Annotated in this window: 17 protein-coding genes; 7 read left to right on the top strand and 10 right to left on the bottom strand. The window is 47.7% G+C overall.

Translation table 11 applies throughout. The features are described 5' to 3' along the window. Nucleotides 1–18: 18 nt before the first annotated feature. Complete coding sequence (locus ABXJ76_RS07605; RefSeq protein ID WP_432745704.1) at nt 19–1,287, bottom strand: hypothetical protein; 1,269 nt, start codon at nt 1,285–1,287, stop codon at nt 19–21. A 10-nt stretch (nt 1,288–1,297) separates the two neighbouring features. Further along, a complete protein-coding gene (gene ppx, locus ABXJ76_RS07600; protein WP_432745703.1) occupies nt 1,298–2,797 on the bottom strand; it encodes an exopolyphosphatase in 1,500 nt (499 codons plus the stop codon). Between the two features lie 173 nt (nt 2,798–2,970). Here ppx and ABXJ76_RS07595 point away from each other — a divergent pair, with 173 nt between their 5' ends. The 3 genes from ABXJ76_RS07595 (at nt 2,971) to ABXJ76_RS07585 (ending at nt 5,326) form a co-directional block, all read left to right on the top strand. After that, nucleotides 2,971–3,900, top strand: coding sequence for an ABC transporter ATP-binding protein (locus ABXJ76_RS07595; protein ID WP_432745702.1), 930 nt, complete (start codon nt 2,971–2,973; stop codon nt 3,898–3,900). Next, complete coding sequence (locus ABXJ76_RS07590; protein WP_432745701.1) at nt 3,897–4,661, top strand: ABC transporter permease; 765 nt, start codon at nt 3,897–3,899, stop codon at nt 4,659–4,661. The genes ABXJ76_RS07595 and ABXJ76_RS07590 overlap by 4 nt, the downstream gene beginning before the upstream one ends. 308 nt (nt 4,662–4,969) lie before the next feature. Beyond that, nucleotides 4,970–5,326, top strand: coding sequence for a hypothetical protein (locus ABXJ76_RS07585; protein WP_432745699.1), 357 nt, complete (start codon nt 4,970–4,972; stop codon nt 5,324–5,326). Nucleotides 5,327–5,500: 174 nt separating this feature from the next. On the opposite strand, the gene ABXJ76_RS07580 is transcribed toward ABXJ76_RS07585, so the two are convergent. From ABXJ76_RS07580 to ABXJ76_RS07545, 8 genes are all read right to left on the bottom strand, one after another. Next, nucleotides 5,501–7,315: a V-type ATP synthase subunit A gene (locus ABXJ76_RS07580; protein ID WP_432745697.1), complete on the bottom strand. Its 1,815-nt coding sequence runs from the start codon at nt 7,313–7,315 to the stop codon at nt 5,501–5,503. Beyond that, nucleotides 7,305–7,970, bottom strand: a complete 666-nt coding sequence (locus tag ABXJ76_RS07575) for a DUF2764 family protein (protein WP_432745695.1) — start codon at nt 7,968–7,970, stop codon at nt 7,305–7,307. The genes ABXJ76_RS07580 and ABXJ76_RS07575 overlap by 11 nt, the downstream gene beginning before the upstream one ends. 5 nt (nt 7,971–7,975) lie before the next feature. Beyond that, nucleotides 7,976–8,641 carry a hypothetical protein gene (locus ABXJ76_RS07570; protein WP_432745693.1) on the bottom strand — a complete coding sequence of 222 codons (666 nt, stop codon included), beginning with the start codon at nt 8,639–8,641 and terminating at the stop codon, nt 7,976–7,978. Between the two features lie 21 nt (nt 8,642–8,662). After that, complete coding sequence (locus tag ABXJ76_RS07565; RefSeq protein ID WP_432745691.1) at nt 8,663–9,109, bottom strand: ATP synthase subunit C; 447 nt, start codon at nt 9,107–9,109, stop codon at nt 8,663–8,665. 3 nt (nt 9,110–9,112) lie between these two features. Then, a complete protein-coding gene (locus tag ABXJ76_RS07560) occupies nt 9,113–10,882 on the bottom strand; it encodes a V-type ATP synthase subunit I (protein WP_432745689.1) in 1,770 nt (589 codons plus the stop codon). Beyond that, a complete protein-coding gene (locus tag ABXJ76_RS07555) occupies nt 10,879–11,508 on the bottom strand; it encodes a V-type ATP synthase subunit D (protein ID WP_432745687.1) in 630 nt (209 codons plus the stop codon). Before ABXJ76_RS07555 ends, ABXJ76_RS07560 begins: the two co-directional genes overlap by 4 nt. A 6-nt stretch (nt 11,509–11,514) precedes the next feature. Further along, nucleotides 11,515–12,882: a V-type ATP synthase subunit B gene (locus ABXJ76_RS07550; RefSeq protein ID WP_432745685.1), complete on the bottom strand. Its 1,368-nt coding sequence runs from the start codon at nt 12,880–12,882 to the stop codon at nt 11,515–11,517. 739 nt (nt 12,883–13,621) lie between these two features. Continuing rightward, a complete protein-coding gene (locus ABXJ76_RS07545) occupies nt 13,622–17,047 on the bottom strand; it encodes a non-ribosomal peptide synthetase (protein WP_432745683.1) in 3,426 nt (1,141 codons plus the stop codon). A gap of 750 nt (nt 17,048–17,797) precedes the next feature. Between ABXJ76_RS07545 and ABXJ76_RS07540 the strand changes: the two genes are divergently transcribed. The 4 genes from ABXJ76_RS07540 to ABXJ76_RS07525 all read left to right on the top strand — a co-directional run bounded on the left by ABXJ76_RS07540 (nt 17,798) and on the right by ABXJ76_RS07525 (nt 24,748). After that, the gene (locus ABXJ76_RS07540) at nt 17,798–18,469 is read left to right on the top strand and encodes a DUF6875 domain-containing protein (protein WP_432745681.1); all 672 of its coding nucleotides are present in this window, start codon (nt 17,798–17,800) and stop codon (nt 18,467–18,469) included. Between the two features lie 125 nt (nt 18,470–18,594). Further along, the gene (locus tag ABXJ76_RS07535) at nt 18,595–19,296 is read left to right on the top strand and encodes an MBL fold metallo-hydrolase (RefSeq protein ID WP_432745679.1); all 702 of its coding nucleotides are present in this window, start codon (nt 18,595–18,597) and stop codon (nt 19,294–19,296) included. A 305-nt stretch (nt 19,297–19,601) separates the two neighbouring features. Next, nucleotides 19,602–21,335, top strand: a complete 1,734-nt coding sequence (locus ABXJ76_RS07530; protein WP_432745678.1) for an autotransporter assembly complex protein TamA — start codon at nt 19,602–19,604, stop codon at nt 21,333–21,335. After that, complete coding sequence (locus tag ABXJ76_RS07525; protein WP_432745676.1) at nt 21,332–24,748, top strand: translocation/assembly module TamB domain-containing protein; 3,417 nt, start codon at nt 21,332–21,334, stop codon at nt 24,746–24,748. Before ABXJ76_RS07530 ends, ABXJ76_RS07525 begins: the two co-directional genes overlap by 4 nt. The last annotated feature ends 218 nt before the right edge of the window (nt 24,749–24,966 follow it).

Raw genomic sequence — 24,966 nt, 5'->3', positions numbered from 1 at the left:
GGTCGGTCGCCCCTATTTTTATTCGGCATTATAAATTGGCATTGCCGAAATACGATCATCAATCTGCTTTGAAATCTCCAGATAAACTGGACTGTTTACCGACTCAAAACGCTGTTTAAATTCAACCTCATCCATATGCTCAGGTAGGTCTTTGGGGTCCGGCATAAAATCGCTGTAACCTGTAATTTTTGACATGGCTTTTTGCATTTTTCGTGCATTTTCCGGTGATGATATTGCCATTTCACCAAAACGTATCCCTGCCTTATCGGCGGCCAAGTCAATAAAACTGAAGCCACTGCCGATGCGCGCATCGCTTAATTCTTTTTCTTCACCTGCAATTTGAGCGGCTTGCTTGCTTACCAGGGCGGTAAGCGCGGCCGATCCTATAAAATGTTGCGCCAGATCGATACGTTTATACAAAAAGGCCGTATATTGTTTTCCAGTCACGGGCTTAGCTTCAATCGAAGAAAGGAACTTTTTTGCCTCCTGTTTATTAACATAGTCATTGATCGTGGAAATAACGACCCTGTTTTCGTCCATGGCGGTTTCCATTGTCGAGCGTTGGTAAGCCAGTTCAAACAATGGACGCAACAACTCCGCCAGTGATAAACGCCATTCCGGATCATGTTTGGCAACAATGTCGGCTAGCTTCTGCTGATAAATATTCAGCGTAGAATTATCGCCAGTGTGCGTCAAAAAGTTTCGCGCCTGTATCAATGTATTCTTATTGGGATAGTACGTAATGGAGAGCTTTTCCGCATCAATGGTTACCGTCTTGAGAGGACGAGTCGCCAGAATAAAATAGTCATTCAACGATGAATACTGAATAATGGTGTCGATAACAAAAGCCGCCAATTTTGCCGGCAGTAATAGCTTTCCGACTTTAAATTTGGTTATGACCGGAAGATCATTGCCTTTAACGTTGCCTAATCTAAAACTGATATTCAAATATTGCCCCAAGCTATTTGCGGGCAAAGTTATGGTAACCACGAACCTCAACTGACCGTTTTTCAAATCCAAATCAGCCGCACTTTTACTGTAACGGTTTAACAAATAATTGCCGGCAAGATTAAGGTCGGCTTCGCTTAATTCGATGATACCGATTTCATCGGGCTTCGTTTTAAAACCTTCATACAGGATCTTTTTTGCCCTGACCAAATCGTCATGGGTAGGCGACCATCCCACTTTAAGTTCCGGCTTGTTGCCTACGCCAAAAAGAACCAGCATCACACATACAAGCAATAAAGCACTAATACAATAGATCAAAATGCGTATTAAAACTTTCATTAGCTTACGGTTAAGCAAATTCCAATTTGAAACCGGCAGACTTTACATAATCAGCCTCCTGGATTAAATCGGCGCGGGTTAACGCGGCCTGATCCAGCCACTTGTCTGGGAACTGTAAGCGGATTTTTGATTTTATTAATGATATTTTAAAATCGGGTAATACATGTTCTTGGCGATTGCGGTGCAACAATACCGACAGTCGTAAAATAACGGTCAAATTAGGCGCATCAACATTCCAGGGAAATGGTAATTCATTGAAACGAGAGCGTGAAAATTTACGCCGATGCGACTTTACAATGGTTGACAATAAAATCTGATCCTGCCTGGAAAAACCGGCAAAATCGCCGTTTTCAACCACATAGGCACTGTGTTTATGATATTGACTGAGAGCGATGTCATGGCCGATTTCATGCAAGTCGGCTGCCCAGTTCAAAAATTGCTCAACGTGTTCATGATTAGACCCAAAAAAATCGCCACCCAATTGGCTCAATATATAGCCGGTCGTTTGTTTAATGCGAGTCGCATGACCTTTGTCGGTATGATAACGATCTGCCATAGTCTGCACGGTTGCGGAGCGGATATCATGATCATACAGCCGACCCAGTAAATCCTGAATCAGCCCTTCCCTGAGCGCGCCATCAGAAACGGTCATTTGCTCGATACCCAAGCTTTTGAAGGTAGCGTAGACAATGGCGACACCGCCTGGAAATACCGGCAGACGCTCAGGGTCGAGTTCCGGCAAATTCAGTTCATCAACATGATTGCACTGATTCATATGAGCGACCAGAAGCTCCAAGCCTTCTCGGGTTATACCATTATTGCTCCAGTTTTTAGCCTCAAGAACCTTGGCAATCGACCGTAAACTGCCGGACGCGCCAATGGCTTCATCCCAGTTGCTGCGCTGAAACTGTATCTGCACCGGCTCAAGACGTTGCTCGGCAAATAAAGTCGCCTGGGTGAATGCGTTTTTGGACAGCTTGCCCTCCTTAAAAAAAGCATTACTGACCAAGACACAACCCATGCGCAGGCTTTCCTTTACTCTGGGCATATCGCCAGAGCCTATGATGTATTCAGTGCTGCCGCCGCCGATGTCCATAACCAGGCGCAGGTTGGCGTTGCTGCCCAAACTGTGCGCCACCCCCTGATAGATTAAGCGAGCTTCTTCTATGCCGGAAATGATATGGATCGGATGATTGAGCGCTTTTTCCGCCTTATCCAAAAACTGTTGTGAATTTTTGGCCATCCGCAAAGTGCTGGTGCCGACAATACGCACGCTTTCCGGCGGAAAGTTACGGATTCTTTGACCGAACCGTTCCACGCAGTCTAAAGCTCTTTTCTGGGTATCGGCATCAAGATAATTCCTTTTATCCAGACCCGCCGCAAGCCTTACCATTTCTTTGAGACGATCGAGTATTTGTAAATTGCCCTCAGTTAAACTGCAAACAATCATGTGAAAGCTGTTAGAGCCCAGGTCTACAGCAGCAACGATTTCGGGAGGTTTATTCGGCACGAGTTATCCAGTTTTGTCTATGATGCATGTCAATATCTGATAAAATTACACGGTTTTAGTCATCCAAACACAGGATGTGACGCGTAATTCAGTATACGTAATTTAACCTATTTCGTAATTCAGTATACGTAATTTAACTTATTTAAAGGCTTCCGTTAAGTGTTAGTTTCAACATGAATGCATTATCCCTGCGTAATCTTAAAAAAACCTATAATAACGGCTTTGAAGCCTTAAAAGGAATCGATCTTGAGGTTGAGGCCGGTGATTTTTTTGCCTTGCTGGGGCCTAATGGTGCAGGCAAGTCAACGGTCATAGGCATTATCAGCTCACTGGTCAATGCCAGCAGCGGCTCAGTCAGTATCTTCGGCCATGATTTAAGTCGTGAACAGGCAAAAGCCAAAAGCTGCCTCGGTTTAGTTCCTCAAGAAGTCAATTTTAATCAATTCGACACCGTCAAAAACATTTTACTCAATCAGGCCGGTTATTACGGTACGCCGCGTAAACTAGCGCTGCAACGCACCGAATACTGCCTTAAACAAATGGATTTGTGGGACAGGCGCGATACCGTTTCCAGACGTTTGTCCGGCGGCATGAAACGTCGGGTGATGATTGCCCGCGCTTTAGTGCATGCGCCCAAGCTATTGATTCTTGATGAGCCGACCGCAGGTGTCGACATAGAAATACGCCGTTCGATGTGGAACATGATGCAGGAAGTCAATCAGCAAGGTACGACTATCATTTTAACCACACACTATCTGGAAGAAGCGGAAAGCCTGTGCCGCAATATTGCCATTATCAATCACGGACGGATTGTTGAAAACTCCGATATGGCGAGCTTGCTGGCGAGACTGCATGTGGAACATTTTATCCTGGATCTGGCCCGGCCCATTACTGTGGCGCCGGTGATTGAAGGCTGTCACATCGAACTGATAACAGATAAAACCCTTGCTGTTGCCATACCTAAAGAGCACGGCCTTAACAAGCTATTCAGCCAATTAACCGCACAAAATATCGAAGTCACCAGCTTAAAAAACAAGACCAACCGGCTGGAACAATTATTTATGGATTTGATCGACTCAAACCCGACAGGCGTTAAACGATGAACTATTGCATTGCTTTAAAAACCATTGTTACCAAGGAGATATTCCGCTTTATCCGCATCTGGCCGCAAACCTTGCTGCCCCCAGCCATCACCACCGCCCTGTATTTCCTGATTTTCGGCAAGCTGATCGGCGACCGCATCGGTACGATCAGCGGCGCCAGCTACATGGACTATATTGTCCCCGGCATTATCTTAATGTCAGTCATCAGCCACTCTTACGCCAACGTCGTATCTTCATTTTACTCGAGCAAATTCCAGCACAATATTGAAGAATTGCTGGTTGCCCCGATACCTAACTGGATGATTCTGAGTGGCTATGTCAGCGGCGGTATTGTTCGCGGATTACTGGTAGGCGTTGTGGTAGCCCTAATATCCCTGCTATTTACCGATATTAACATTAATAATATCGCGATTACCCTGACTATCGCCGTACTGACAGCCGCCGTCTTCGCTTTGGCCGGTTTTATCAATGCGATACTCGCCGAGAGTTTCGACGATATTTCGATTATTCCAAACTTTGTATTAACCCCGTTAAGCTATCTGGGCGGCGTGTTCTATTCAGTAGATATGCTGCCCGGTATTTGGCAGACTGTCTCGATGGGAAACCCCATTTTGTATATGATCAATGCCTTTCGTTACGGATTGATCGGCGTGACCGATATCGATATTCAGCTGAGCTTTCTCATTACCGGCGGATTTATCGTCACCTTAACCTTATTTAGCCTTTACCTTTTGCACAAAGGTATTGGGATTAAGAATTAGCACAGAGCCTTACGTCAGCCAATGGTAACTGCTCCTTACCCACAGGTAGCCGCTGCAGTCTAGGCCTGGAGACCTTAAATATCCCTACCCGAAAGGACTCGATGGAAATTACGGGTGATCGTTATGAGCACTCAGCAACCATCATTATCAGCTGATGTTACTTATAACAAGCGGGCCGAGTTGCGCCTCTGTATCAAACGTTTGATAAGCCTACTATCGTTAAACTCTGAGAAAAATCAGCCGGACGCGGTAACATACGCCGTCCGGCTTTGGATAATCAACTAAAAATGGTTTAATTCATAAAAATTGTGAATTACCCCGACCTAAAGGAAGGAGCTTCCAGCTTCAACAGGGCGATGCTCGGCATAATGCGGAGTCTAAAGTCCCCTCGACTGGCAGTACCGGATATTCCTTCCGGCAGGCTGAATTATCAGCACGGGAAAAATCGTACACGGATGCAAAATAAAAATCAAAAACATTCTTACATCCCCCACCTGAAGGAAGGGGTTTTACGAACAAAATGGATAATTGGTGCACTAATGAAAAAAACAAACAAACACCACCGACGGCAACGCGAAGAAGAACAGAGAAAAACTGCCGTGATTGTATTTCTAGGTCTTATTATAATGGCCGGATTGGCTATGATAATCAATGGCCCAGGGTGAGCAATAAGCAAGAAACTGATTGATCTCGGCGCTATTGCTATACCCAGTAATGCGCACCACAACACTTTAAAACAGTCCCGTGCGGGACGGAAGTTGCAAATCCAGTCCCGCTAATTATCGATTGCACTTATGAGTTGAATGTAAGGGATAAAACTGGCTCGAGCTCAGCAGCGATCAATCGTCCACTGTTTCGAGGTAACCGTGCAAAGCCGCCAGTTCGACAATGCTCTTGCGGTAACGGTCGAATTCAACCGACTTCGGCGCGCTGTAATTCCAATTTTTGTAAAGGCTGGTCAACTCGGTAAAGAAGTCCCTGGCTGCATCTTTATCCTTGAAGTCGTAGCTGGCATCGATCAGGCCTTTCAACAGTTGAAAACTCTCAAGTTGCCGCTCCCTGGACATGCAGGCGTCAACCTCATCGAAAGCATCCTGCTGGAGATAAACCATGTCCAGCAATAAGGATTTTTGCCAAATGACAAAATCATCCTCGGTAATACCTTCTTCGCCGGTAACCTGCATCATCTGATAAATGCCATCGCCCTGTTCAAGCAAGGCTTGCATGGCTTTGACGTTGCCAACCCAATTCACGTCAATATTTTTGCTGAACCAATCGCCCAATTGATCAAGATAACGCGACCAGGAAATAAGCGGATCGATAGCGGGATAAAATCGCCGGTAAGCGCGGTCGGAGGACAAGCCGAGAAACGTTTTTACCGTACCCAAAGTCGATTGCGTGACCGGTTCTTCAAAATTGCCGCCTGCTGGGGAGACGGTACCGATCATGGTCAAACTACCGATTGAACCGTCCGGGCAACGGAGTACGCCGGCACGTTCGTAGACGTTTTTTATCGACGAATCCAAATAAGCGGGAAAGCCCTCTTCGCCGGGAATTTCTTCCATGCGTCCCGAGGTCTCGCGCATAGCCTGCGCCCAGCGCGAGGTGGAATCGGCAATCAGCAGCACGTTATAGCCCATCTGCCGAAAATACTCGCCCAGCGTAATGCCGGTATAAATCGAAGCTTCGCGCGCCGCGACCGGCATTGACGAGGTGTTGCAGATAATAACGGTTCTGTCCATCAACGTGCCGCCGGTACGCGGATCTTTGGTTTCCGGATATTCGGTAATGGTTTCGACCACTTCGCCTGCGCGTTCGCCGCAGGCAACGATAACGACGATGTCAACCGTCGAATAACGGGCGATAAGGCTTTGCAATACGGTTTTTCCTGCGCCGAAAGGGCCGGGAACACAGCCGGTACCGCCCTGGGCAATGGGAAAAAAAGTGTCGATAATGCGCGTTGCGGTGGTGATCGGTTCGGAAGGATAAAGGCGCTCCGCATAACTGCGGCGGATCAGCGCTTCCGGTATCGGTTTGCGCACCGGCCAGCGCTGGGACATCGTCAGTTCCTTTTCCTTACCTTTGCTGGACCGGTAACGGGCAACGACTTCTTCGACGCCCAGATTGCCGCCCCGAATCCAGGTGATTTCGACCGCTTCCGGCAGATTGAAAGGCACCATGATTTTATGCCTGAATTCGCCCTCGGGAACGGTGCCGATAACGCCGCCCGGCTTTACCCGGTCACCTGCTGCGACACAGGGTTCAAACGCCCATTTCTTATCCAGATTGAGCGGCGGAATGGTTACGCCACGAGGCAGAAAAAAACCGTATTTGTCGGCTAACGCATGTAACGGATTAAGCAGGCCATCAAAAACCTGTCCCAGCAATCCGGGGCCTAATACTGCAGAAAGCATTTCTCCGGTCAGTTCGACAGTGTCGCCGACACGCACGCCGCGCGTGTCGTCGAATACCTGCATATCCGCAGTACGCCGCCGCACGCGAAGAACCTCGGCTTTAAGCCGTTCGTCGCCGACACAAATATAGCCCAGCTCGTTCTTCATGATCGACGTGTTTTCGTCAACCTCGATAAGCACCAGACTTTCCTTGACGCCTATTATCTTGGCGGCTCTGAATACCCGTTGTTCAGCTGTCATTTTTTATCTCTTTAATCAAATCTTGAAATCGGCTCTTCGCCTGCGCTGCATCCCGCGCCAGCCAAGCTTGAAGGATGTCCCATTTAAAAACGAAGGCGAAGACCGCCTCGAAGCCGAATCGGTTGTTTTCTGTGATACGACCGAGCCGTTGCCAGATGACGTGCATCATTAGGCTATCAAGAGCACTGGCATTGTTGCTGTCGAGATAACGGTGCGCTTGGGCTATCCACGGATAAATGGCCGCCAGCTTAAAATTCGGATCGTCCCAATGCGCCGTCATATAACGCACCCAACGGCTAGCAGCGGTAATCGGTTCTAAAGCCGATGCATCGGCGCCGGCGTTGCGCTGGCGTAAACCGGACAGTATCACTTGCTGATCTATCCTGAACTCGATGAATTCGCACAAGGCCGGTTGACTGATGTGCTGCATCGCGGCACGACTGCGCAACACCATCTCAGCATCCGTTTTCGGTTTGGCCAGCGACATACGCCAGCTAACCAATGCTTCGGCTTCGGCCAATTGCCGGGCGTCATCGGCATCCAAATTATGCAGACGCTGTTCCAAGCGCAAGCGCGTAATCGGCGAGCGCTCGGCCTGCTCAAACGGCGGCAGATAAGGAAGACTGGAAACCAGCGTAATGTAAGGCTCGGCCATGACGCTTATTCTCTGCCTTCGAATATCGCCTTGAATCGGGGCAAAATGCGCTGGTAAAGCAGCTTGGAAATAGCCTTGTCGGACAAGTCTATCTCCAGCTTTTCTTTAACCAGACGCACACTGGCGCCGCCTTCGATTTCGCTGGATGGAATCAGCTCAACGCCTTCACGCAGCATTTCGCTGCACAGGCCGATGATGGTTTGATTGGACAGTTCGTTCAGTTTCTGATCGGGCTGACCCATTAATATCGACTCGGAAATCAGGATTTGCACTTCCTTGTCGCCGATCAGCTCTTTTTCGACATGACCGGCCAACACCAGCACAATGGATTTAATAAATTGCTCATCGGTGGTGGCTGATGTCACTAGCCGTTGCACAAAAACCTCGAATGCCGACGACACTTTGGCTTCCAGTTGCAGCATGGTATCGCGCGCCGACAGCTTCAGCGCTCCCAAGGCGGCGGCATGATTAGACTCGATCTCAATACGGGTGCTTTCCCGTAGTTGCGCCACTTCGCGCTTGGCCTCTAAAAGCAATTTTGCCGATTTGGCCTCGGCGTCTTTTATAATTTGCTCGGCTTTCTCGTTCGCAGCGAGTACACCTTGGTCTCGGATACGGTCAACCAGATCCTGAACGCCTGCACCGGTTTTAGTATGATCTTGATCTGTCATGTTCATAGTCTCTTGTTGATGTTATTTCGGAATTCCCGCTGCCAGTACCAGAGCAAAAACAAAAGCGAAGACGGAAAATCCCTCAACCAACGCAGCCGGAGCCAATGATATACCGAAAATATCCAGTTTACTTTTTGATACATTGATTGAGGCCGCACAGGAATCTCCCTGAGCGATAGCGCCAAACAACATCGCCAGTCCGGCCAAAAAGCCGAGGCCGAAAATACCGGGAGAATTTTCCAATGTCAGCTCGCGGCGCAAGGCCATGGTCACGACAATGCCGTAAATAGTTTGCGAGGATGGCATCGCCGCTACACCGATATAGCGCCCATAGCCACTTTCGACTTCCAATAAAGCGCCGCAGGCGGCACTACCGGCACGAACACAGCCAATCATACTGCCTATCGCACCTAACGCTAAAGGTGCATATAACCCCACCCATCCTAGTATCAAAATTAACGAGTCCATCGTTTAGTCTCCAGTTTTTTTAAATGGTTTGTACAGGGTCCCTTCTTCTTTGAGTCCCCAATTGAAAAACTCGATTACGTTTAAGCGCAACCCATGAATAACGCCGCTGATTATGCCGAGCAATAGATTAACCGTATGTCCGAGGATCAGTATTAACAACGCGAAAAATAAGCCAATGCCGGGATAGCCCTCGTAAACGCCGAGAGCCATATTGTTAAATTCGACCGCCAATGATCCTGAAGCCAAACCTAGTGCAAATAGGCGCAGATAGCTCAACACATCGCCCAAGGCACTGGATAACCTAGTCAGCCCCAATAAGCCGTGGACAAAACGGGCGAGCGGTTTTTCGCGGGGTGCGGTAAAGCCCACGATCAATACTGCGCCAATAGCGATTAAGGCTATGCTCGGTGTATGCCAACCAGCAGCGCTAGCTGAACCGCTCATCGCCAACATAAAGCCGCCGCAAATCACGCCAGCCCAACCTATTGAAGGCAGTTTGTCCTGCCAATGTTCACAGCGATAAGCATCCATCACATTAGCCAGGACGATATGAAAAACGCCAATCACCACAGAAAGAAGCATCATCCGATCGGTGTCGCTGATCTCAAGCACATGCAGTTTGCCCAGCCAAAATGCGTCGTCAGGCGTTACCCCAAAATAACTGCCCACCATGACGCCAAAAGCCAGCGAGGCCGTCACCACCGACAATAATAACGGGCGGAAGCGACGCCCCGAATAGGAACGCCCCATTTTTTTCCACAGCGCCATTAAGCCCAGCATAAGCACGACCGCGTAACCGGCATCGGCCAGGATCATCGCAAAAAAAATCACAAAGGAAACAAACGTAACCGATGACGGGTCCCAGGTTCGATAGCCCGGCGTCATATAAAAAGTCACCAAATCCTCACCCGCAGCCAGCCAGGACGGATTGCGCATCAGCGTCGGCGGATTATCTTCAGGTTTCGAGGCTTCATCGGCAAAATGAAACGCCTGTTTTTGGGCATAATCTTCAAGTGTCGCCAAGCTTTCCTCGGGCGCCCAGCCCTGCAAGGCAAAAGCCGCATCGTTAGTGTAGGCTTGTGTCGCCGCACTCTCGCAGACAGCTTGGTCTTGAAGCTGATTAAGATCATGACGAAACAAATTAAGCCAGCGAGTCAAATAAGTCCGCTCCGCTTGCACGTCTTCTATAATGTACTCTACCTCATCAAGCCTGGTTTCGAGTGTACTCAGGGATCGACTGCCCAGATGAATGCGCGGTACCGGCATGTCCAAAGGCTCATCCTTGCTCACCACGATAACGTAACAGAACCGGTTATCGCGCCGGATAACTTCCCATACCGAAGCCGAGGCTTTAATTCTCGACAGCTCCTTATGCGGAACCGCGTAAAACCAAAGCCGCTGCTCGTCCATTTCCGACAACGGCGGCAACACAAACTCGCCCCAGGGACGGCTATCCTGAATACGCTTGAGTAAAAAATCGCGTTCATCTTCCAGATCACGCAAGCGATTTCTGACCGCCAATGTCTGCCGCTGGACATTAACAGCATTAAAACGTTTCTTATCAATAACCTGTCGTCTTCGCTGCGGACATCCCTGCAGAAACAGCAGCGCCTCACGCGCGCCGGGCGAGGGTGCAGTCTCAGTAAACCCTGCATCATGAGAAGCCAGAGAAATAATCTGCACACAGCCGATGTCCTGAAGATCAGTCAATAAACGCTCACGATCGGCAGAAATACCAATAAACGTCACTTTGTGCATGGTAACAATGCTCATAACGCGGCCTCCGCTACCAGTTCTGCTTCGCGTTGTTGTTGCTGTTTGTGTTTGGCCAGCTTGGAAATGATGACGCTGGCGCGTTCGGCATCGCCCAGAAAAACGCGTATTTTCTGGATATTCTGTTTGGCGGTCGGGATTAAGATTTTCTCGAACAGATTGACCCGCTGGGTGATGCGCCGCACCGCAATTTGCAAAATACGCACGCGCTCACCGGAAATTTCAGCGCGTATCCGCTGCTCGACGGCATCTTTCAAGCGTTGCACCAGGGTATCGACCCAGGGCGGCGTGGCCAGTCGCGAATAATCGGCAACGGCACATTCGATGCTATCCAAAAACGGCAGTTTCACGCCGACTACATTCTGTTCAATGACGCTGTAACTTTTTAAATGCACCAAACCGGCCAGACGAAACTCCTCGTCGGCTAACATCGGCAACTCTTCGCCGATACGAATTTCCAGGGCTTCCACCGCCGCCTGCGCCGCCGCATATTGGTCCTGCGCCTTTTTTGCTTCCATCATCAACTGCCGCCGTTTCAAATCCAGCGAGGGCAATAGCCGCTGGTACAACTTTAAATTTTCCTGCTGCTCATGTAATGCATGCTTGCTCAGTTTAAGCTTTGCCATCGCCGTTTACGCGGCCTTGTCCGCAGCATCTTGCGGCTCGGCTTTGCTCAAGGCGGCTTTCGGGTAATAGGTATCAATCAGGTTCTGCTTCATCAGCAGTTCTTTGGGCTCGAAACATTCAGCCAGCGTCAACCAGCACAGATCCAAGGCCTCGATAACCGGCAGCGAAACCCGGGTATCCATAAAGCGCTCGCGGAATAAATGGCCGTATTTGAGCAATTTCTCATCAAACAGCGATAATTCAAAGGCCATTGCCTGCTTCTTTTTCGCTTCCACCGCACCGGAATAAAAACGGATCATGGTGTTCATGATCTGCCCGTGATCTTCGCGCGTGGCTTTGCCGACGACATGCTGCTTTAGCCTTGACAGCGAACCGAACGGGTCGATAAAACCATCGTGCAGATAGAACTGCCCCTCGGTAATATAGCCGGTATTATCCGGCACCGGATGGGTCACGTCATCGCCGGGCATCGTAGTCACGCTCAGGATCGTCACCGAACCCGCGCCCTTGAAATCGCAGGCTTTCTCATAGCGCGAGGCGAGTTGCGTATACAAGTCGCCCATGTGCCCGCGCACCGCCGGGATGCGTTCCTGCGCCACGCCCAGCTCTTTCATCGCATCGGCAAAAGCGGTCATATCGGTCAGCAGCACCAGCACCCGTTTATTGTCTTCAACCGCCATCTTTTCGGCTACCGCCAGCGCCATATCGGGCACCAGCAAGCGTTCGACCAGCGGATCGGAAGCCTGATTGACAAACATCACGGTGCGGTGAAAAACCCCGTGTTCCTCAAAGGCGGTGCGGAAAAAATGATAGTCATCGAAAATCAAACCCATGCCGCCAAACACCACGACATCGGCATTGGCCTGAAAACCGATGCGCGCGAGCAGCTCATTGAACGGCTCGCCGGCAATGGAAAAAATAGGGATTTTCTGGCTTTCCACCAGACAATTGAACAAATCGATCATCGGCACCCGGGTTTCGATCATCCGCGACGGCATCACCCGCATCACCGGATTCACCGTAGGGCCGCCCACGGGAATGCGCGGATCGGTCGGCAGTGCCGGGCCGCCGTCGATAGGCTCGCCGGAGCCCCGAAACACCCGGCCCAGGATGTTATCGGAATAGACCACATCCAGCGGACGGCCGAGGAAATTAACTTTGGCATCGGTCGACAAACCTTTGCCGCCGGAGAACACCTGCAGACTGACAATGTCCCGGTCAAGATCGACAACTTTGGCCAGAGAACACTCGCCGTCGATATTTTCAACCACGGCAATATCGCCAAAAGCCACGCCTTCTGCCCGCACCCGTATCAAATCACCGACAATTTCCAGCAGGCGTATGTGACGTATCAAATTTTGAATAATGGTCATCGTTTAACTCGTTTTTTCCATAGCGGGAACATATAAAGTATCGATTATTATTGCACTGTTATGACAACACTGCTAAGAGATGGGAAGGTAACGCGATGCTCAACTTTTTCAACAAAGGATGTGATTTTCATGCCCTGAAAACAGATCGGGGGTGTCATCCTCCGCGATCTTTTTTGCGGGAATTATATACTATTCCCCTATATGGACTCCTCGTTTATTGCAAGATAAGTTTTCACTATTAATGTCACCAACAAAAATCATGTTTGCAGCCCTATATTCGGGCTCTTGTTGAATCTATCCCCGCACGTTCACCACGATTCTCTAACGATTTATTGTTGCGAACCTATTGAAGTAACGAGGCTTGAAAGTACCGGCCTGCCCTGTTTTTATCATAAAACGGTAGTGATTTGCCTCCTCAACTCAGTTTTACGCTTAAAAAACTGATCGAGATCTACTTGGTTTGAGTACTTTTTAAGGTTGTAGGTACCGCATTAGAGCAGGGAAATTGAGTGCGTGCGTGTAAAAGCAGGCTCTGAAAGGCGACATTTTTCTTTGAACGAGGGTTGTTAATACTATTTTTCTACATAGAGACTAAATTAATGACATTTCCAATGTTTTATCCTGGCCCTTTTTTAAAAAAAATACGTGAATCTACGGGCCATATTTTTGCGAAATAAAAGGGTTAGCCCTTAACTTACCGGCATTGAACCTGCCCCCGTTGATTCATTAATTCTGCGGTTCAAGATAATGGATCACCTCTTTCGTTAATGGCTTTATCCATACAAGCGATTAATTTTTCAGCCAGAATTTTGACGTGAGGCTCTTTGCAGATATCAAAATGTGCTCCGGGAACAGGTTGAACGTCTAGCCTATCGCCCAAATGTTGTGTCCATGCCAGTTCTGGAGGAGCATAGCTAGAGATTGCATTATCGCTCTCTAATCCCTGAAATAACGTCACCCGACCTTTATATATCTTTGGTTGATAACTATTGTGACAAACTATATCGGGCGCTCCCGTATAAATGTGAGGCCAAAAATCCTTGCCATATTTATAAAATGTTATCAGATCGGTGATTTTATGATTGACCATCGTCAACAATTGACGTGGACTTTGGCTAAACAACCGATGCATCTTCCGATGATAGGGTAAAAATTGCTTTTCATGGGTCAGGTGTGTATCTAGCAGGCCCACAAAGTTCACTTCATATCCATTTGCACGTAATTGACAAGCCATTTCATAGGCAATAATGCCACCAAAGGAAAAACCCATCAAATAGTAGGGACCATGCGGCTGTATCAGTTGCAGCTCGTTAATATAATGGCTAGCCAGCTCTTCTAATAGCGGCAGACGAACAGAATGATTACTGTTTTCCGCCGCCATGCCATATCGGAGAAAATAGAGCGGTTGATCCTTTCCTAGATACCGGGGCAAGTCCAGCAGAGAAATGGTGTGAATCGCAAATAAGGGTGGCCGTGAACCTTGCGCCTGAATTGAAACAAGAGAATACCGTGAAGGTTGCTGATTACCAGACGATATGATTATTCCCAGCTCCTCAACTGTTGGAGATTGGTAAATTGCGCCCAAGGGAATGTCGAAATTGAACTGTTTGCTAATTTCAATCGCTATTTTAACCGCCAGCAAGGAATGTCCGCCCAACTCGAAGAAATTATCGTGAATGCCAATATTCTTCACACCCAGTAAATTTTCCCAGACAACAATCAGTTTGCGTTCGATCTCATTGCGTGGAGCGGCGCATGCCTTGGATACTGCTTCCGCCAAAGGTAGTGGCAGGGCTTTACGGTCCAACTTGCCATTAGGCGTGAGCGGCAGGGCGTTGAGAAACACATAGGCTGACGGTATCATGAATTCCGGCAATTTTAGCTTAAGAAAGCCCCTCACTTCAGTTGAGGTGATGGTGGAACTGCCTCGGGAAACCATATAAGCAACAAGCCGTTTGTCTCCTGGAACAGTCTCGTACACGTCAACCACTACTTCACGTAGTTGCGGGTGCTGAAGCAATGCCGCCTCAATATCGCTTAACTCGATGCGGAAGCCCCGGATCTTTACCTGTAAGTCGTTGCGAAACAGAAATTCAATGGTACCGTCAGCCAACCATCGAGCTAGGTCGCCTGTCTTGTACATATGAGCGTCGGCTTCTGGGACAAATGGGTCGTGTACAAAACGCTCCGCTGTCAACTCCGGACGATTTAAGTAGCCACGCCCAACCGCCACTCCGCCGATATAAATTTCGCCTGCGACGCCAATGGGCACCGGTTGCCGATAGCCATCCAAGATGTAAATACGGACGTTCCGAATGGGTCTTCCAATGGGTACAGGTCGATTGAGATATTGTTCAAGCTCAGAAGACATACGGTAACACGTAGCTATTATGGTGCACTCAGTCGGCCCATAATTGTTGAAAAACTCGGGCCGTGGTTCCGGCATTTCCAACAGTTTGGATGGCTGCATCGGCTCGCCTCCCAAAAAAACTCGCCGTAGACTGCTGAGTTCTCCGTTATTACTGGCATCGATCAGCGTATAAAATCCGCTCGGCGTGAGGGTCATCATGCTAATGCGCTCTTGTAGCACCAGATTTACAATGACTTGCGGATTAAAGGGTTCGCTCGCTAAAACCAGTCTGGCGCCAGCAAGTAATGGGCCGTAAATAACTTTTTGAGTCACATCAAAAGCCATAGATGTCACCACCAAAACTGCATCATCGCAAGTAAGATCAGTTCCCTCGCTGATATACCAGGGAAGCAGGTTTTGTAAACCTCGATGCAATATTTCGACTCCTTTAGGCTTTCCGGTGGAGCCGGACGTGTAGATAACATAAGCCAGATTTTCAGGCTTGAGTCCTGCACTTTTAGGGTCAAGATTAGTGTCAGGAAATATTGCCCACACGGGACACTGGGCAGATAAATCAAGCAAACGCGGGCATTTCGCTAGATCAGCGAACAGTGTTTCATACTGACTATTAGTCAGCAACGCTAATGGAGCACTGTCTTCAAGCATAAACGCCAGCAGTTCCTTTGGGTAACAAGGATCAAAGGGCACATAGGCGCCACCGGCTTTAAGGATGCCGAGCCAACCAACCACCTGGTCAATAGATCTTTCAAGACAGACTCCGACCAGCACTTCCGGCTCAACACCGATATGACGCAAATAATGAGCAAGTTGGTTGGCGCGGGCGTTGAGTTCGCCATAGGTTAGTTGTTGATTTTTGCAAACTATAGCCACCGCATGAGGCGTGCGCTCAACCTGTTCTTCGAACAATTGATGAATGAATTTAGCGTCGGGAAGCGCTACGCTCGTATTATTCCACTCCACCAGTAATTGTCGGCGCTCAGGTTCAGTCAGCAAGGAAAATTGGGACAGATGCGCCTCCGGGTGAGCGACGATGCTGCCAAGAAGAGTCTGAAAATGGCCGATCAGGCGGTCTATAGTAGAGGCTTCAAACAAGTCAGCCGCGTACTGCACCTCACCTGCCAAGCCATGCAAGGTTTCCGATAGTTCAAGGATAAGGTCGAATGGGAGGGTTCCGGTATCGTCCTGTAGAAAATTCGGGGTAATTTTGTTTAACGACGCGGTATCATCGGGAAGATTTTGGAAGATGAACATGACCTGAAACAGCGGATTGCGGCTGCAGTCGCCTTGCAAATCAAGCGCTTCGACCAGTTTTTCAAACGGCATATCCTGATTGGCGTAAGCCTCAAGCACGACTTCTCGCACCTGTGTCAGCAAGTCACGGAAACTCGGATTACCGGAAAGATTGGTACGCAATACCAGAGGATTGCCGAAAAATCCGTTCAAACTTTCCTTATCTAAACGACTCTGCCCATTGCTCGGTGTACCGATCACAATGTCATCCTGGCCGCTGTAGCAGTGCAAAAGAACTTGAAAAATCGACATCAAAGGCATGAACAAGGGCACGCCTTCGTGCCGACTCAGGGCTTTCAATTTCTCTACCAAGCCGGGCGATAAGCTGAATGTCCGAGTTTCCCTGCGGAAAGGCCGTACCGTCGGGCGCGGCTTGTCGGTGGGCAATTCTAGCGCGGGCGCATCTGCTAGCCGTAACTTCCAGTAATCCAGCTGCCGTTCCATTAATTTAATCATGTCCGGTTTTTGAAACAGCTCTGGTAATTCGCTAGATGGATCAGACAAGTGCATTTGTATATTACCCCAGAATCAGAGCTTGTTTCGTCTTACTATGTAGACAGACGAAGACAAGCTGATTTTTTTAGAAAAGTGTTTAATTAGCGATTTCTTAACCGACACAGTCAGTCGCAACTGTCTGAAATAATGGGTCATCGCTGTTGATTTATATGGTAAATGGTTTTATTTTTTATCAAAAAATTTAAGCGCCATTGCTATCGGGTGTGCTGACTGCTAAGTCAGAATGACTTAAATGATAAGACAGCGCCCATAACTTGTTACTGCGGTTACGTACTAACTACACACTATCAATAACTTATAGTCATTTTTTTACTTCGTAAGTTATTGATTTTTAGTTTTCCTGCGTAATGTCAGCTAATAATATACATCTATTTCAATCAAATAGGAGTAGGTAACCACACGTATTGTATGGATAGGTCCAAATATTGTACATTCTAACGACAGTTGGCACGCTCCTAGTGCCAAAACAAGTCGTTCAGCGGTCTATTTTAGTTAAGAACAGTTGAATATTCATAAACATCAACGGAGTTATTGGATATTGAGCGCTCTTACATTAATTTCAGAGAAACTTCTAATTTAGTATTTCATCTGAAATACATGGCTGACCAACGGTGCTCTATTTCGTGCCGTAGACAAGCCAAAAAAACTTTGGTATGCAAATGCCCGGCCTCTATACAGCCTTAAGTAGATTCCCTTACCGGAGAAGTGCGCGCCCCCCATTATTAATAAGGAGAAGCAATGATTTCACCAGAATCAGCATTAGAAAAAAATATTGATCCGTTAAAGTCAATTCCAATAGCCCCTTCAATATCATTACTGTCATGGAAGAATAGCAGTGCGGAAGAGTTGAAAGGCATAAAAGAATGGATAACTGAATTTTTATGCAACCCTCATCCATCATTAGGACGTTCTGGTAATGTTTGTCCGCTGACAAAAGAAGCAATCAATAAGGATAGTATTTTCTTTACACTAGAAAAGTCTATTCGCTTGGATAAAGAAAGTGAAATCAAAAAGATAGCAAGTCAAATTAAGCTATTTAAAGAACTACAAACGACTAATGGAGAAAGTTACAAGGTAATAATAAATGTTTACCCGTATATTAATAAAGAAGAATATTCTAAAATTGAATCCATCCAAAATGAATTAAAGCCAATATTTGTAGAAGAAAGCTTAATGATTGGTCAGTTTTACCCAGGGTGTAAAGAAAAGGGGCTATGGAATGATAATTTTTTTCCCCTTGATAGTCCAATTGCTTTATTAGCCATAAGAAATATGGCAATAACTGATATTGCATTTTTAATGACAAATAATGCTTTTGTAAAAAAGTATTTAGAAGTCTTTGGAGAGAAAGGAGAAATCTTTTTAAAAAAAATTATTGAACATAAGAAAAACATGCTACTAAGACAATGATAAGTAGCACAAATAAATAACTCACATTTGACAAAAATATCTACCTTATTAAAGTTTATTTAAAAAAACAGACTAGACATTTTTCTAGTAAAATATGAATAATCAACATACCCTCCATAATAATTATGCCATCAAAAATAGTGAAGATGCTAGAAAACCTTTATGTGAACTCTATTTTTATAGACAAAATAGGCTTGTCATTTAACCAGTTTATAGTAGTGTCTAAAGATGAAAAAATAACCATAATAGAAACTGGCTTCAGGAATGATTTTGGTGCATTATCAAAAAATATAGCCTCTATGGGATTGAATCCAGAAAACATAGACAATGTCATAGTTCCTCACTTCGAAGCAGATGAAATGGGAGCCTTACCCGAAATATTGAACGTGTCGAAGCAGAAAGTAAAGGTATATGCGCATCCTATTTGCACATTTGGTTTAAACGATATATTTAATGCGCGAGCAAAGCCTGTAAAGGATAACAAGATTATATCTATATTCGAAGGATGTTCATTAAAGTTTATATACACAAAGCATGTTCATCAGTGGGATAGCCTAGTTGTTTACTGGATTGAACAAAAAATATTATTTTCTTCCGATCTATTCATACAAAAAGGTGAATTTACAGGAATAAATAATGAAAATTGTATAACAGAAATTATTGCATCAATACATAAAGATAATTACTTGCCATCACATAATTATCTTAACCATGCATTAGACAAAATAAAAGAAAACAAAATAGATATTATTTTTCCAATGCATGGATCAGGACTTTCAAATCATATAGATTTCTATATAGATTCATTAAAAGAACTCACTTTTTAATTATATTACTCTCTTCACTTTTCAATATAAAATAATAAAATATTTAAAATCTCAATAGCGCTGACATGAGCGGAAGCCGTGTTACACTGGCAATAGTTGAATCTTGCCCAAACAATATGCCGTACTATTCTGAGGCGACGAACACCTGAAAACCAAGCCCACGGCACGGGCAGGCTGCATAATAACGAACTCGACGATATTTGACAGGAGTCGCCTCAAGAGCCCCAAGTGAACATCATAACCCATTGAAACCATGCAGTTTAATTATCTTATCCGGCATTGTTGAATAAATCATTGAACTCATTATGCGAGCGATTTCTGTCACTGTCAGAGTTACCCTCTTCCTGCTCTTGCTGTGTTTGGCGGTCCCCGTTGTGCTTGCCGATGTTTCTGTTAAAGGGCTTAACGGCGAAGCTAAAAAAAATGTCGAACTCTTACTATCGTTGGTAAAAGAAAATTGCAACTCGCCAGAATGGAAAATACGCGACTTGTTCGACCAAGCCGATACAGATATAAAGCTGGCTTTACGGGCTTTGGGTTATTACCATCCCGTTATCACAAAATCGCTGACTTTCAGCACCCCATGCTGGCAAGCAGACTTTGCTATTAATCCCGGTCCGCAAGTCATCGTTGATGAGGTCACTATCTCCATAACCGGCGATGCCGATGAGGACCCCGAATTCCAAAAACTACGCAACCAACTGCTGACCGCAAAGGGAAAGCCGCTCCGTCACGATCACTATGAAAAGATGAAAAGCCGGATTCAATCGTTGGCGCTGGAAAGAGGTTATTTAAAAAGCAGCTTTTCAGAAAAACAGCTGTTAATCGACAAAGCCAGCAACAAGGCGCATATCCAGCTGGTGTTTAACGCAGGAAAACGCATGGTGTTTGGCAATATCAGGGTTGATCAGGACATTTTGAACCCGGACTTTGTGCAAAAACTCATTTCCATCAAAAGCGGCGATTTTTATTCCGGCGAGCAACTCGCTAAGTCGCACAACACGCTGTCAAAAAGCGGTTATTTCGACATGATAGACATTCGTCCGGACACCGAAAACATCGATCAGCAACAGGTGCCGGTGTCACTTAAGCTGCACCCCAAAAGCAAGCACCATTACAGCCTGGGCGTGGGTTTCGATACCGACATCGGGCCTTTGTTGAGCGCTACCTATATCAACCGTCGAGTGAATCGACAGGGCCATTTTTTTAACGCCAATATCGACCTCTCTCCGGTACTGTCAACAGCTGATGCCGAATACAGCGTCCCCCTCGACAATCCAGTCAGCGATTTCTTCAGTTTCGGCGGAGGCTTCAAGCGAGAAGATACCGATACCTTTAAATCGCTATCGGCGAAACTTTCCGCGCGGTTAAAGCATATCTTCGACAACGGCTGGAGACAGACGCTTTTTATCGACTCCGTCTACGAAGATTTCACCATCGGCGAAACATCCAACCAAGTGCTTTTGTTGGTACCTGGCGGCAGCTGGTTGCGTTCCGTTTCCGATAGCGCTATGCGCCCTACGCGCGGTCATCGCCTAGAGCTTAATCTGGCCGGAAGTTATAAAAACCCACTGTCCGATGTCAGTTTTGCGCAAGGTTCCGTAGCCGCCGTCTGGATGCATCTCTTACCTTGGGGCGGCACGTTTATCGGCCGAACCGAGCAAGGCGCAATGCTGGTCGACGAGTTCGACCGGCTACCATCATCATACCGATTTTATGCCGGCGGCATGAACAGCATACGCGGTTACGCTTATAAGGAACTGGGCGCGAAAGACCCGCTGGGCCACGTGGTAGGCGGCAAGTTCTTAAGCGTAGTCAGCGCGGAATACGAGCACCCTGTGCTTGACGACTGGGGCCTCGCGGCATTCATCGACGGCGGCAACGCGTTCAATCCCGACAATATCGACATCAAAGCCGGTGCGGGATTGGGGGTAAGATGGTATTCGCCTATCGGCCCGATCCGGCTGGATTTTGCCATACCTTTGAATGATGCGGATTCGTCATTCCAAATCCATTTTGCCGCAGGCGCAAGGCTATGAAAAAACGCTGGGCTCTGCTCGGCCTGATGCTGGTATTGATGATACCGGCCGGCCTGCTCGGCTTGATGTCCAGTTCAAGCGGCAGCCGCTGGCTATTGCAAACCGTTTTGCCGACGCAAGTCTCGGTTGAAAATATTGAAGGCCGCTTGCTTGACCGTATCACCTTGACCGGACTGCACTATCAAAGCAATACCGAAACCATTGCCATTAACCGGCTTGCTTTTGCCTGGCAACCTTCGCAACTGTTCTCGGGGATTGTTAAAATTGTTGATGTGACAGCCAATGATATCAACATTAATCTGACTGAGACCACGCAGGCAGATCCCGGAACATTCGACTTGAATGCCGAGTTGCTTCTGCCGTTGCAGATTGCCATTGAAAATCTGCTGGTGACCAACCTGAGCTTTCAGCAAGGCGAGCATCGGCAACATCTGGAAGAGCTGCAGTTGTCGGCCTTTACCGAACGAGGTCGTCTTAACATCGTTTCGCTGTCCGTCAATGCCGAACCGGCTGGACTGACAGCGCAGGGACAAATGGGTTTGGGCAAAGGCTTTCCCTTGAATTTGACTGCCGATTGGCAAGTTAGCACAGCAGACAACGGCCTGTGGCAGGCAAAGACCACAATCAAGGGCGACCTGCAACAACTGGCTTTCGATAGCCAATTAACATCGCCATTTACCTTAACCTTGGCAGGTCGCCTGGATGATTTGTCGGGCGAACCGAAAGTAAACTTGCGCGGCGATTGGCAAAAACTGAACTGGCCGCTGACAGGCGATGCGCCGCAAGTCAGCAGCGAACAAGGCAATTTCGAGCTGACCGGATTGCTCAGCGATTACCGGATTACGCTAAACGGGGATTTAACCCAGCCGTATTTGCCCAAAGCTAGGCTGGTGTTTAATGGCAAAGGCAGCATCGATGCCTTGACCATTGAAAAACTGGAGCTCAAATCAACGGCCGGAGCATTCAAGATCGACGGCGATATATCGTGGAAAGACGCCACGGTTTTCGACCTGAAAGCGGCCGGTCAAGATTTCAATCCCGCGATCCTGATGCCCGAACTGCCCGGCAGCCTGACCTTTAATGCCCATTTTAAAGGACAACTGGCAGGCGAAGCATTGCAACTGGATGCCGACATTAGCCAACTGACCGGCAAGCTAAGAGGCTACCCGGTTAGCGCAAACGGCAAGCTATTTTTGGCTGACGGGCAACTCAAGGTCGATGCCTTTAAACTGGTTTCGGGGGCGAATAAATTTGCCGTCGACGGCACCCTGGGTCAGGAACAAGCTGTGCTCGATCTAATGATTGATGCGCCTAAGCTGGAATCGTTATGGCCGGGTCTAGGCGGCAGTTTACAAGGTGACGGGCATTTGCAAGGCGCATGGCAAAACCCGTCGGTAAAATTTCAGGCTACCGGCAAGCGCCTGCGCTTTGCCGAACACCGCGCCGAACAGTTAGCCGTCAACATCGATTATCAGAGCGACGACAAAAAGATTTCCAAGATGAAGCTGTCTGCCGGCACCATTAAAACCGGCGCCACTCAAATCGAAAAACTGCTGATCGACGGTTTTGGCACAGTTGACCAGCATCGCTTTAACGCCGACATCCGTTCTTCTTATGGCGATGTATCAACTGCGCTTACTGGCCGTTTGCAGGGCGATATATGGCAGGGCGATTTTTTCAAACTGGATTTGAATTCCAGGGATTTCGGACGCTGGCAACTTAGCAGCAACATGCTTATCCGCATTGCCCAAAGCCCCGTCGGCGTTGATGCAACGATGGCGAAAACCTGTCTGACCCAACAGGCCGCCATTATTTGCCTGCAGGGGCATTATCCGGCCAACGGCGATTTTAGCTTTACCATTAAAGCCAGGGAATTGCCGACCAGCCTGATGCAAGCCTATCTGCCTGAACAGATGAAAATAACAGGCCTTATTAATGCCGACGCAGACATGCAGCAGCAAAAGGGCTTGTTGATCGGCAATTACCGATTAACGATGCCCCCTACGACCGTTGCCTTAAAGGCTGAGGAAACCAGTACCAAGATTGCTTTGGGTGCGTCGTCGTTGTCAGGCCAGATTAAAGGAGAGATTGTTTCAGCCGACCTTAACTTGGCGCTGGCCGCCCAAGATTATTTGCGCGCCCGTCTGCAACTGGACACAGGGGGAACCCAAACGCTATCGGGTCAAGTGACGGCTTCGATCATTGAGTTTTCGCTGCTGAATCCTTTTGTTCCGCAGTTATCGAATATAAAAGGTGAACTTAAGGCAGATTTAGCATTGACCGGCAGCCTCGACACACCGATTGCTAACGGGGTAATCGGTTTCAGCGGCGGCGCTGCAGACATCGCTGAACTGGGTCTGGAAATTCGCGAAATAAAACTTCAAGCGCTTGCAGCAGTCGAACGCATTCAGCTCAGCGGCTCGGCCAAATCGGGGCAAGGCTTTGTCAATCTCGACGGCTTTGCCGACCTGCAAGGTGGTGCTGCAGAAATAATGCTGAACGGGACCGACTTTGACGCCGCCAAACTGCCCGAAGCGCAAATAGTCGTTTCGCCGGCATTAAAGCTGCTGTTTGCCGACAGGCAAGGCAAAGTGACCGGCAAACTGAAAATCCCCAAAGCCGTGTTGCAGCTAAAGGAAATTCCTGAAAATGCGGTAAAAGCGAGTCCTGATGAAGTGATTATCGGCGAACAAAAAGCCGAGCAACCGACAGCAATCAATATTGATGCCGACATTGAAGTTGAACTGGGCAAGCAGATTAGTTTCTCAGGGCAAGGCCTGGAAACCAAGCTGTCCGGAAAACTGAAGATCGCCAAAAGCGGAGAAAAAACCGCCATGTACGGCGTCGTCGACATGGACAAAGCCCGTTATAAACGCTACGGGCAGGAACTGACCGTGCGTAAAGGACGCTTCTTGTTTAGCGGTCCGGTCGATAAACCCTGGCTGGATGTTGAAGCCATACGCGTATCAAGAAGCCAGGACGTTACCGCCATTCTCAGCCTAACCGGCCCCTTGGAAGCGCCGCAAACGCGTATCTACTCAGAACCCGACTTGCCGGAAGCCGAAGCCCTGGCGTATTTAGTGACCGGCAGGGCGTTAAATCAAGTGAGCAAAGCTGAAGGTAATATGGTTGCCAGCGCCGCATTATCCTACGGAGCCGGTCAGGTATCCTGGATTGCCGATAAATTGGGCGTTGACGAGTTTGAAATTAAAGAAGGAAAAACACTACAGGATACCTTGGCTACTGTAGGCCAATATCTGACACCGGATTTCTATGTAGGTGCTAAAGTTGGCCTGTTCAATAAACAAGCCGTATTGGTGTTAAAACACAAACTAACCAAAACCCTGAATGTTGAAACGCAGACCGGCACATCGCAAAGAATAAAGCTTAACTATGAATTTGATAAGGATTAAGAGTGACATCCTCCCCCAGCTGAAGGAAGGGGATTCCTGATGTAAATCAGGAGCAGGCATATATCGCTATTACCTACTGGTTTCTGCTGCTGGCGACATTGTTGCATCGCTCACTTCACAGACTATCCCCGTCAGCCCGACGGTTGTTTTCTACTTTTTAAGCGCTTATTCAAGACCTCACACTGGTTGCTTGGTTATCGCTGAAAGTGAATTTGAAG

The sequence above is a fragment of the Methylobacter arcticus genome (assembly GCF_050917435.1).
GTDB classification, from domain to species: Bacteria; Pseudomonadota; Gammaproteobacteria; order Methylococcales; family Methylomonadaceae; genus Methylobacter_A; species Methylobacter_A titanis.
This window is presented reverse-complemented; position numbering and strand designations above follow the sequence as displayed.

What these genes read in the sequence shown, in the direction of transcription:
- ABXJ76_RS07580 (WP_432745697.1), bottom strand. Translation starts at nt 7,315, where the DNA reads ATGACAGCTGAACAACGGGTATTCAGAGCCGCCAAGATAATAGGCGTC.
- ABXJ76_RS07550 (WP_432745685.1), bottom strand. Translation starts at nt 12,882, where the DNA reads ATGACCATTATTCAAAATTTGATACGTCACATACGCCTGCTGGAAATT.
- ABXJ76_RS07575 (WP_432745695.1), bottom strand. Translation starts at nt 7,970, where the DNA reads ATGGCCGAGCCTTACATTACGCTGGTTTCCAGTCTTCCTTATCTGCCG.
- ABXJ76_RS07565 (WP_432745691.1), bottom strand. Translation starts at nt 9,109, where the DNA reads ATGGACTCGTTAATTTTGATACTAGGATGGGTGGGGTTATATGCACCT.
- ABXJ76_RS07555 (WP_432745687.1), bottom strand. Translation starts at nt 11,508, where the DNA reads ATGGCAAAGCTTAAACTGAGCAAGCATGCATTACATGAGCAGCAGGAA.
- ABXJ76_RS07530 (WP_432745678.1), top strand. Translation starts at nt 19,602, where the DNA reads ATGCGAGCGATTTCTGTCACTGTCAGAGTTACCCTCTTCCTGCTCTTG.
- ABXJ76_RS07605 (WP_432745704.1), bottom strand. Translation starts at nt 1,287, where the DNA reads ATGAAAGTTTTAATACGCATTTTGATCTATTGTATTAGTGCTTTATTG.
- ABXJ76_RS07590 (WP_432745701.1), top strand. Translation starts at nt 3,897, where the DNA reads ATGAACTATTGCATTGCTTTAAAAACCATTGTTACCAAGGAGATATTC.
- ABXJ76_RS07535 (WP_432745679.1), top strand. Translation starts at nt 18,595, where the DNA reads ATGCCATCAAAAATAGTGAAGATGCTAGAAAACCTTTATGTGAACTCT.
- ABXJ76_RS07540 (WP_432745681.1), top strand. Translation starts at nt 17,798, where the DNA reads ATGATTTCACCAGAATCAGCATTAGAAAAAAATATTGATCCGTTAAAG.
- ABXJ76_RS07525 (WP_432745676.1), top strand. Translation starts at nt 21,332, where the DNA reads ATGAAAAAACGCTGGGCTCTGCTCGGCCTGATGCTGGTATTGATGATA.
- ABXJ76_RS07560 (WP_432745689.1), bottom strand. Translation starts at nt 10,882, where the DNA reads ATGAGCATTGTTACCATGCACAAAGTGACGTTTATTGGTATTTCTGCC.
- ABXJ76_RS07570 (WP_432745693.1), bottom strand. Translation starts at nt 8,641, where the DNA reads ATGACAGATCAAGATCATACTAAAACCGGTGCAGGCGTTCAGGATCTG.
- ABXJ76_RS07595 (WP_432745702.1), top strand. Translation starts at nt 2,971, where the DNA reads ATGAATGCATTATCCCTGCGTAATCTTAAAAAAACCTATAATAACGGC.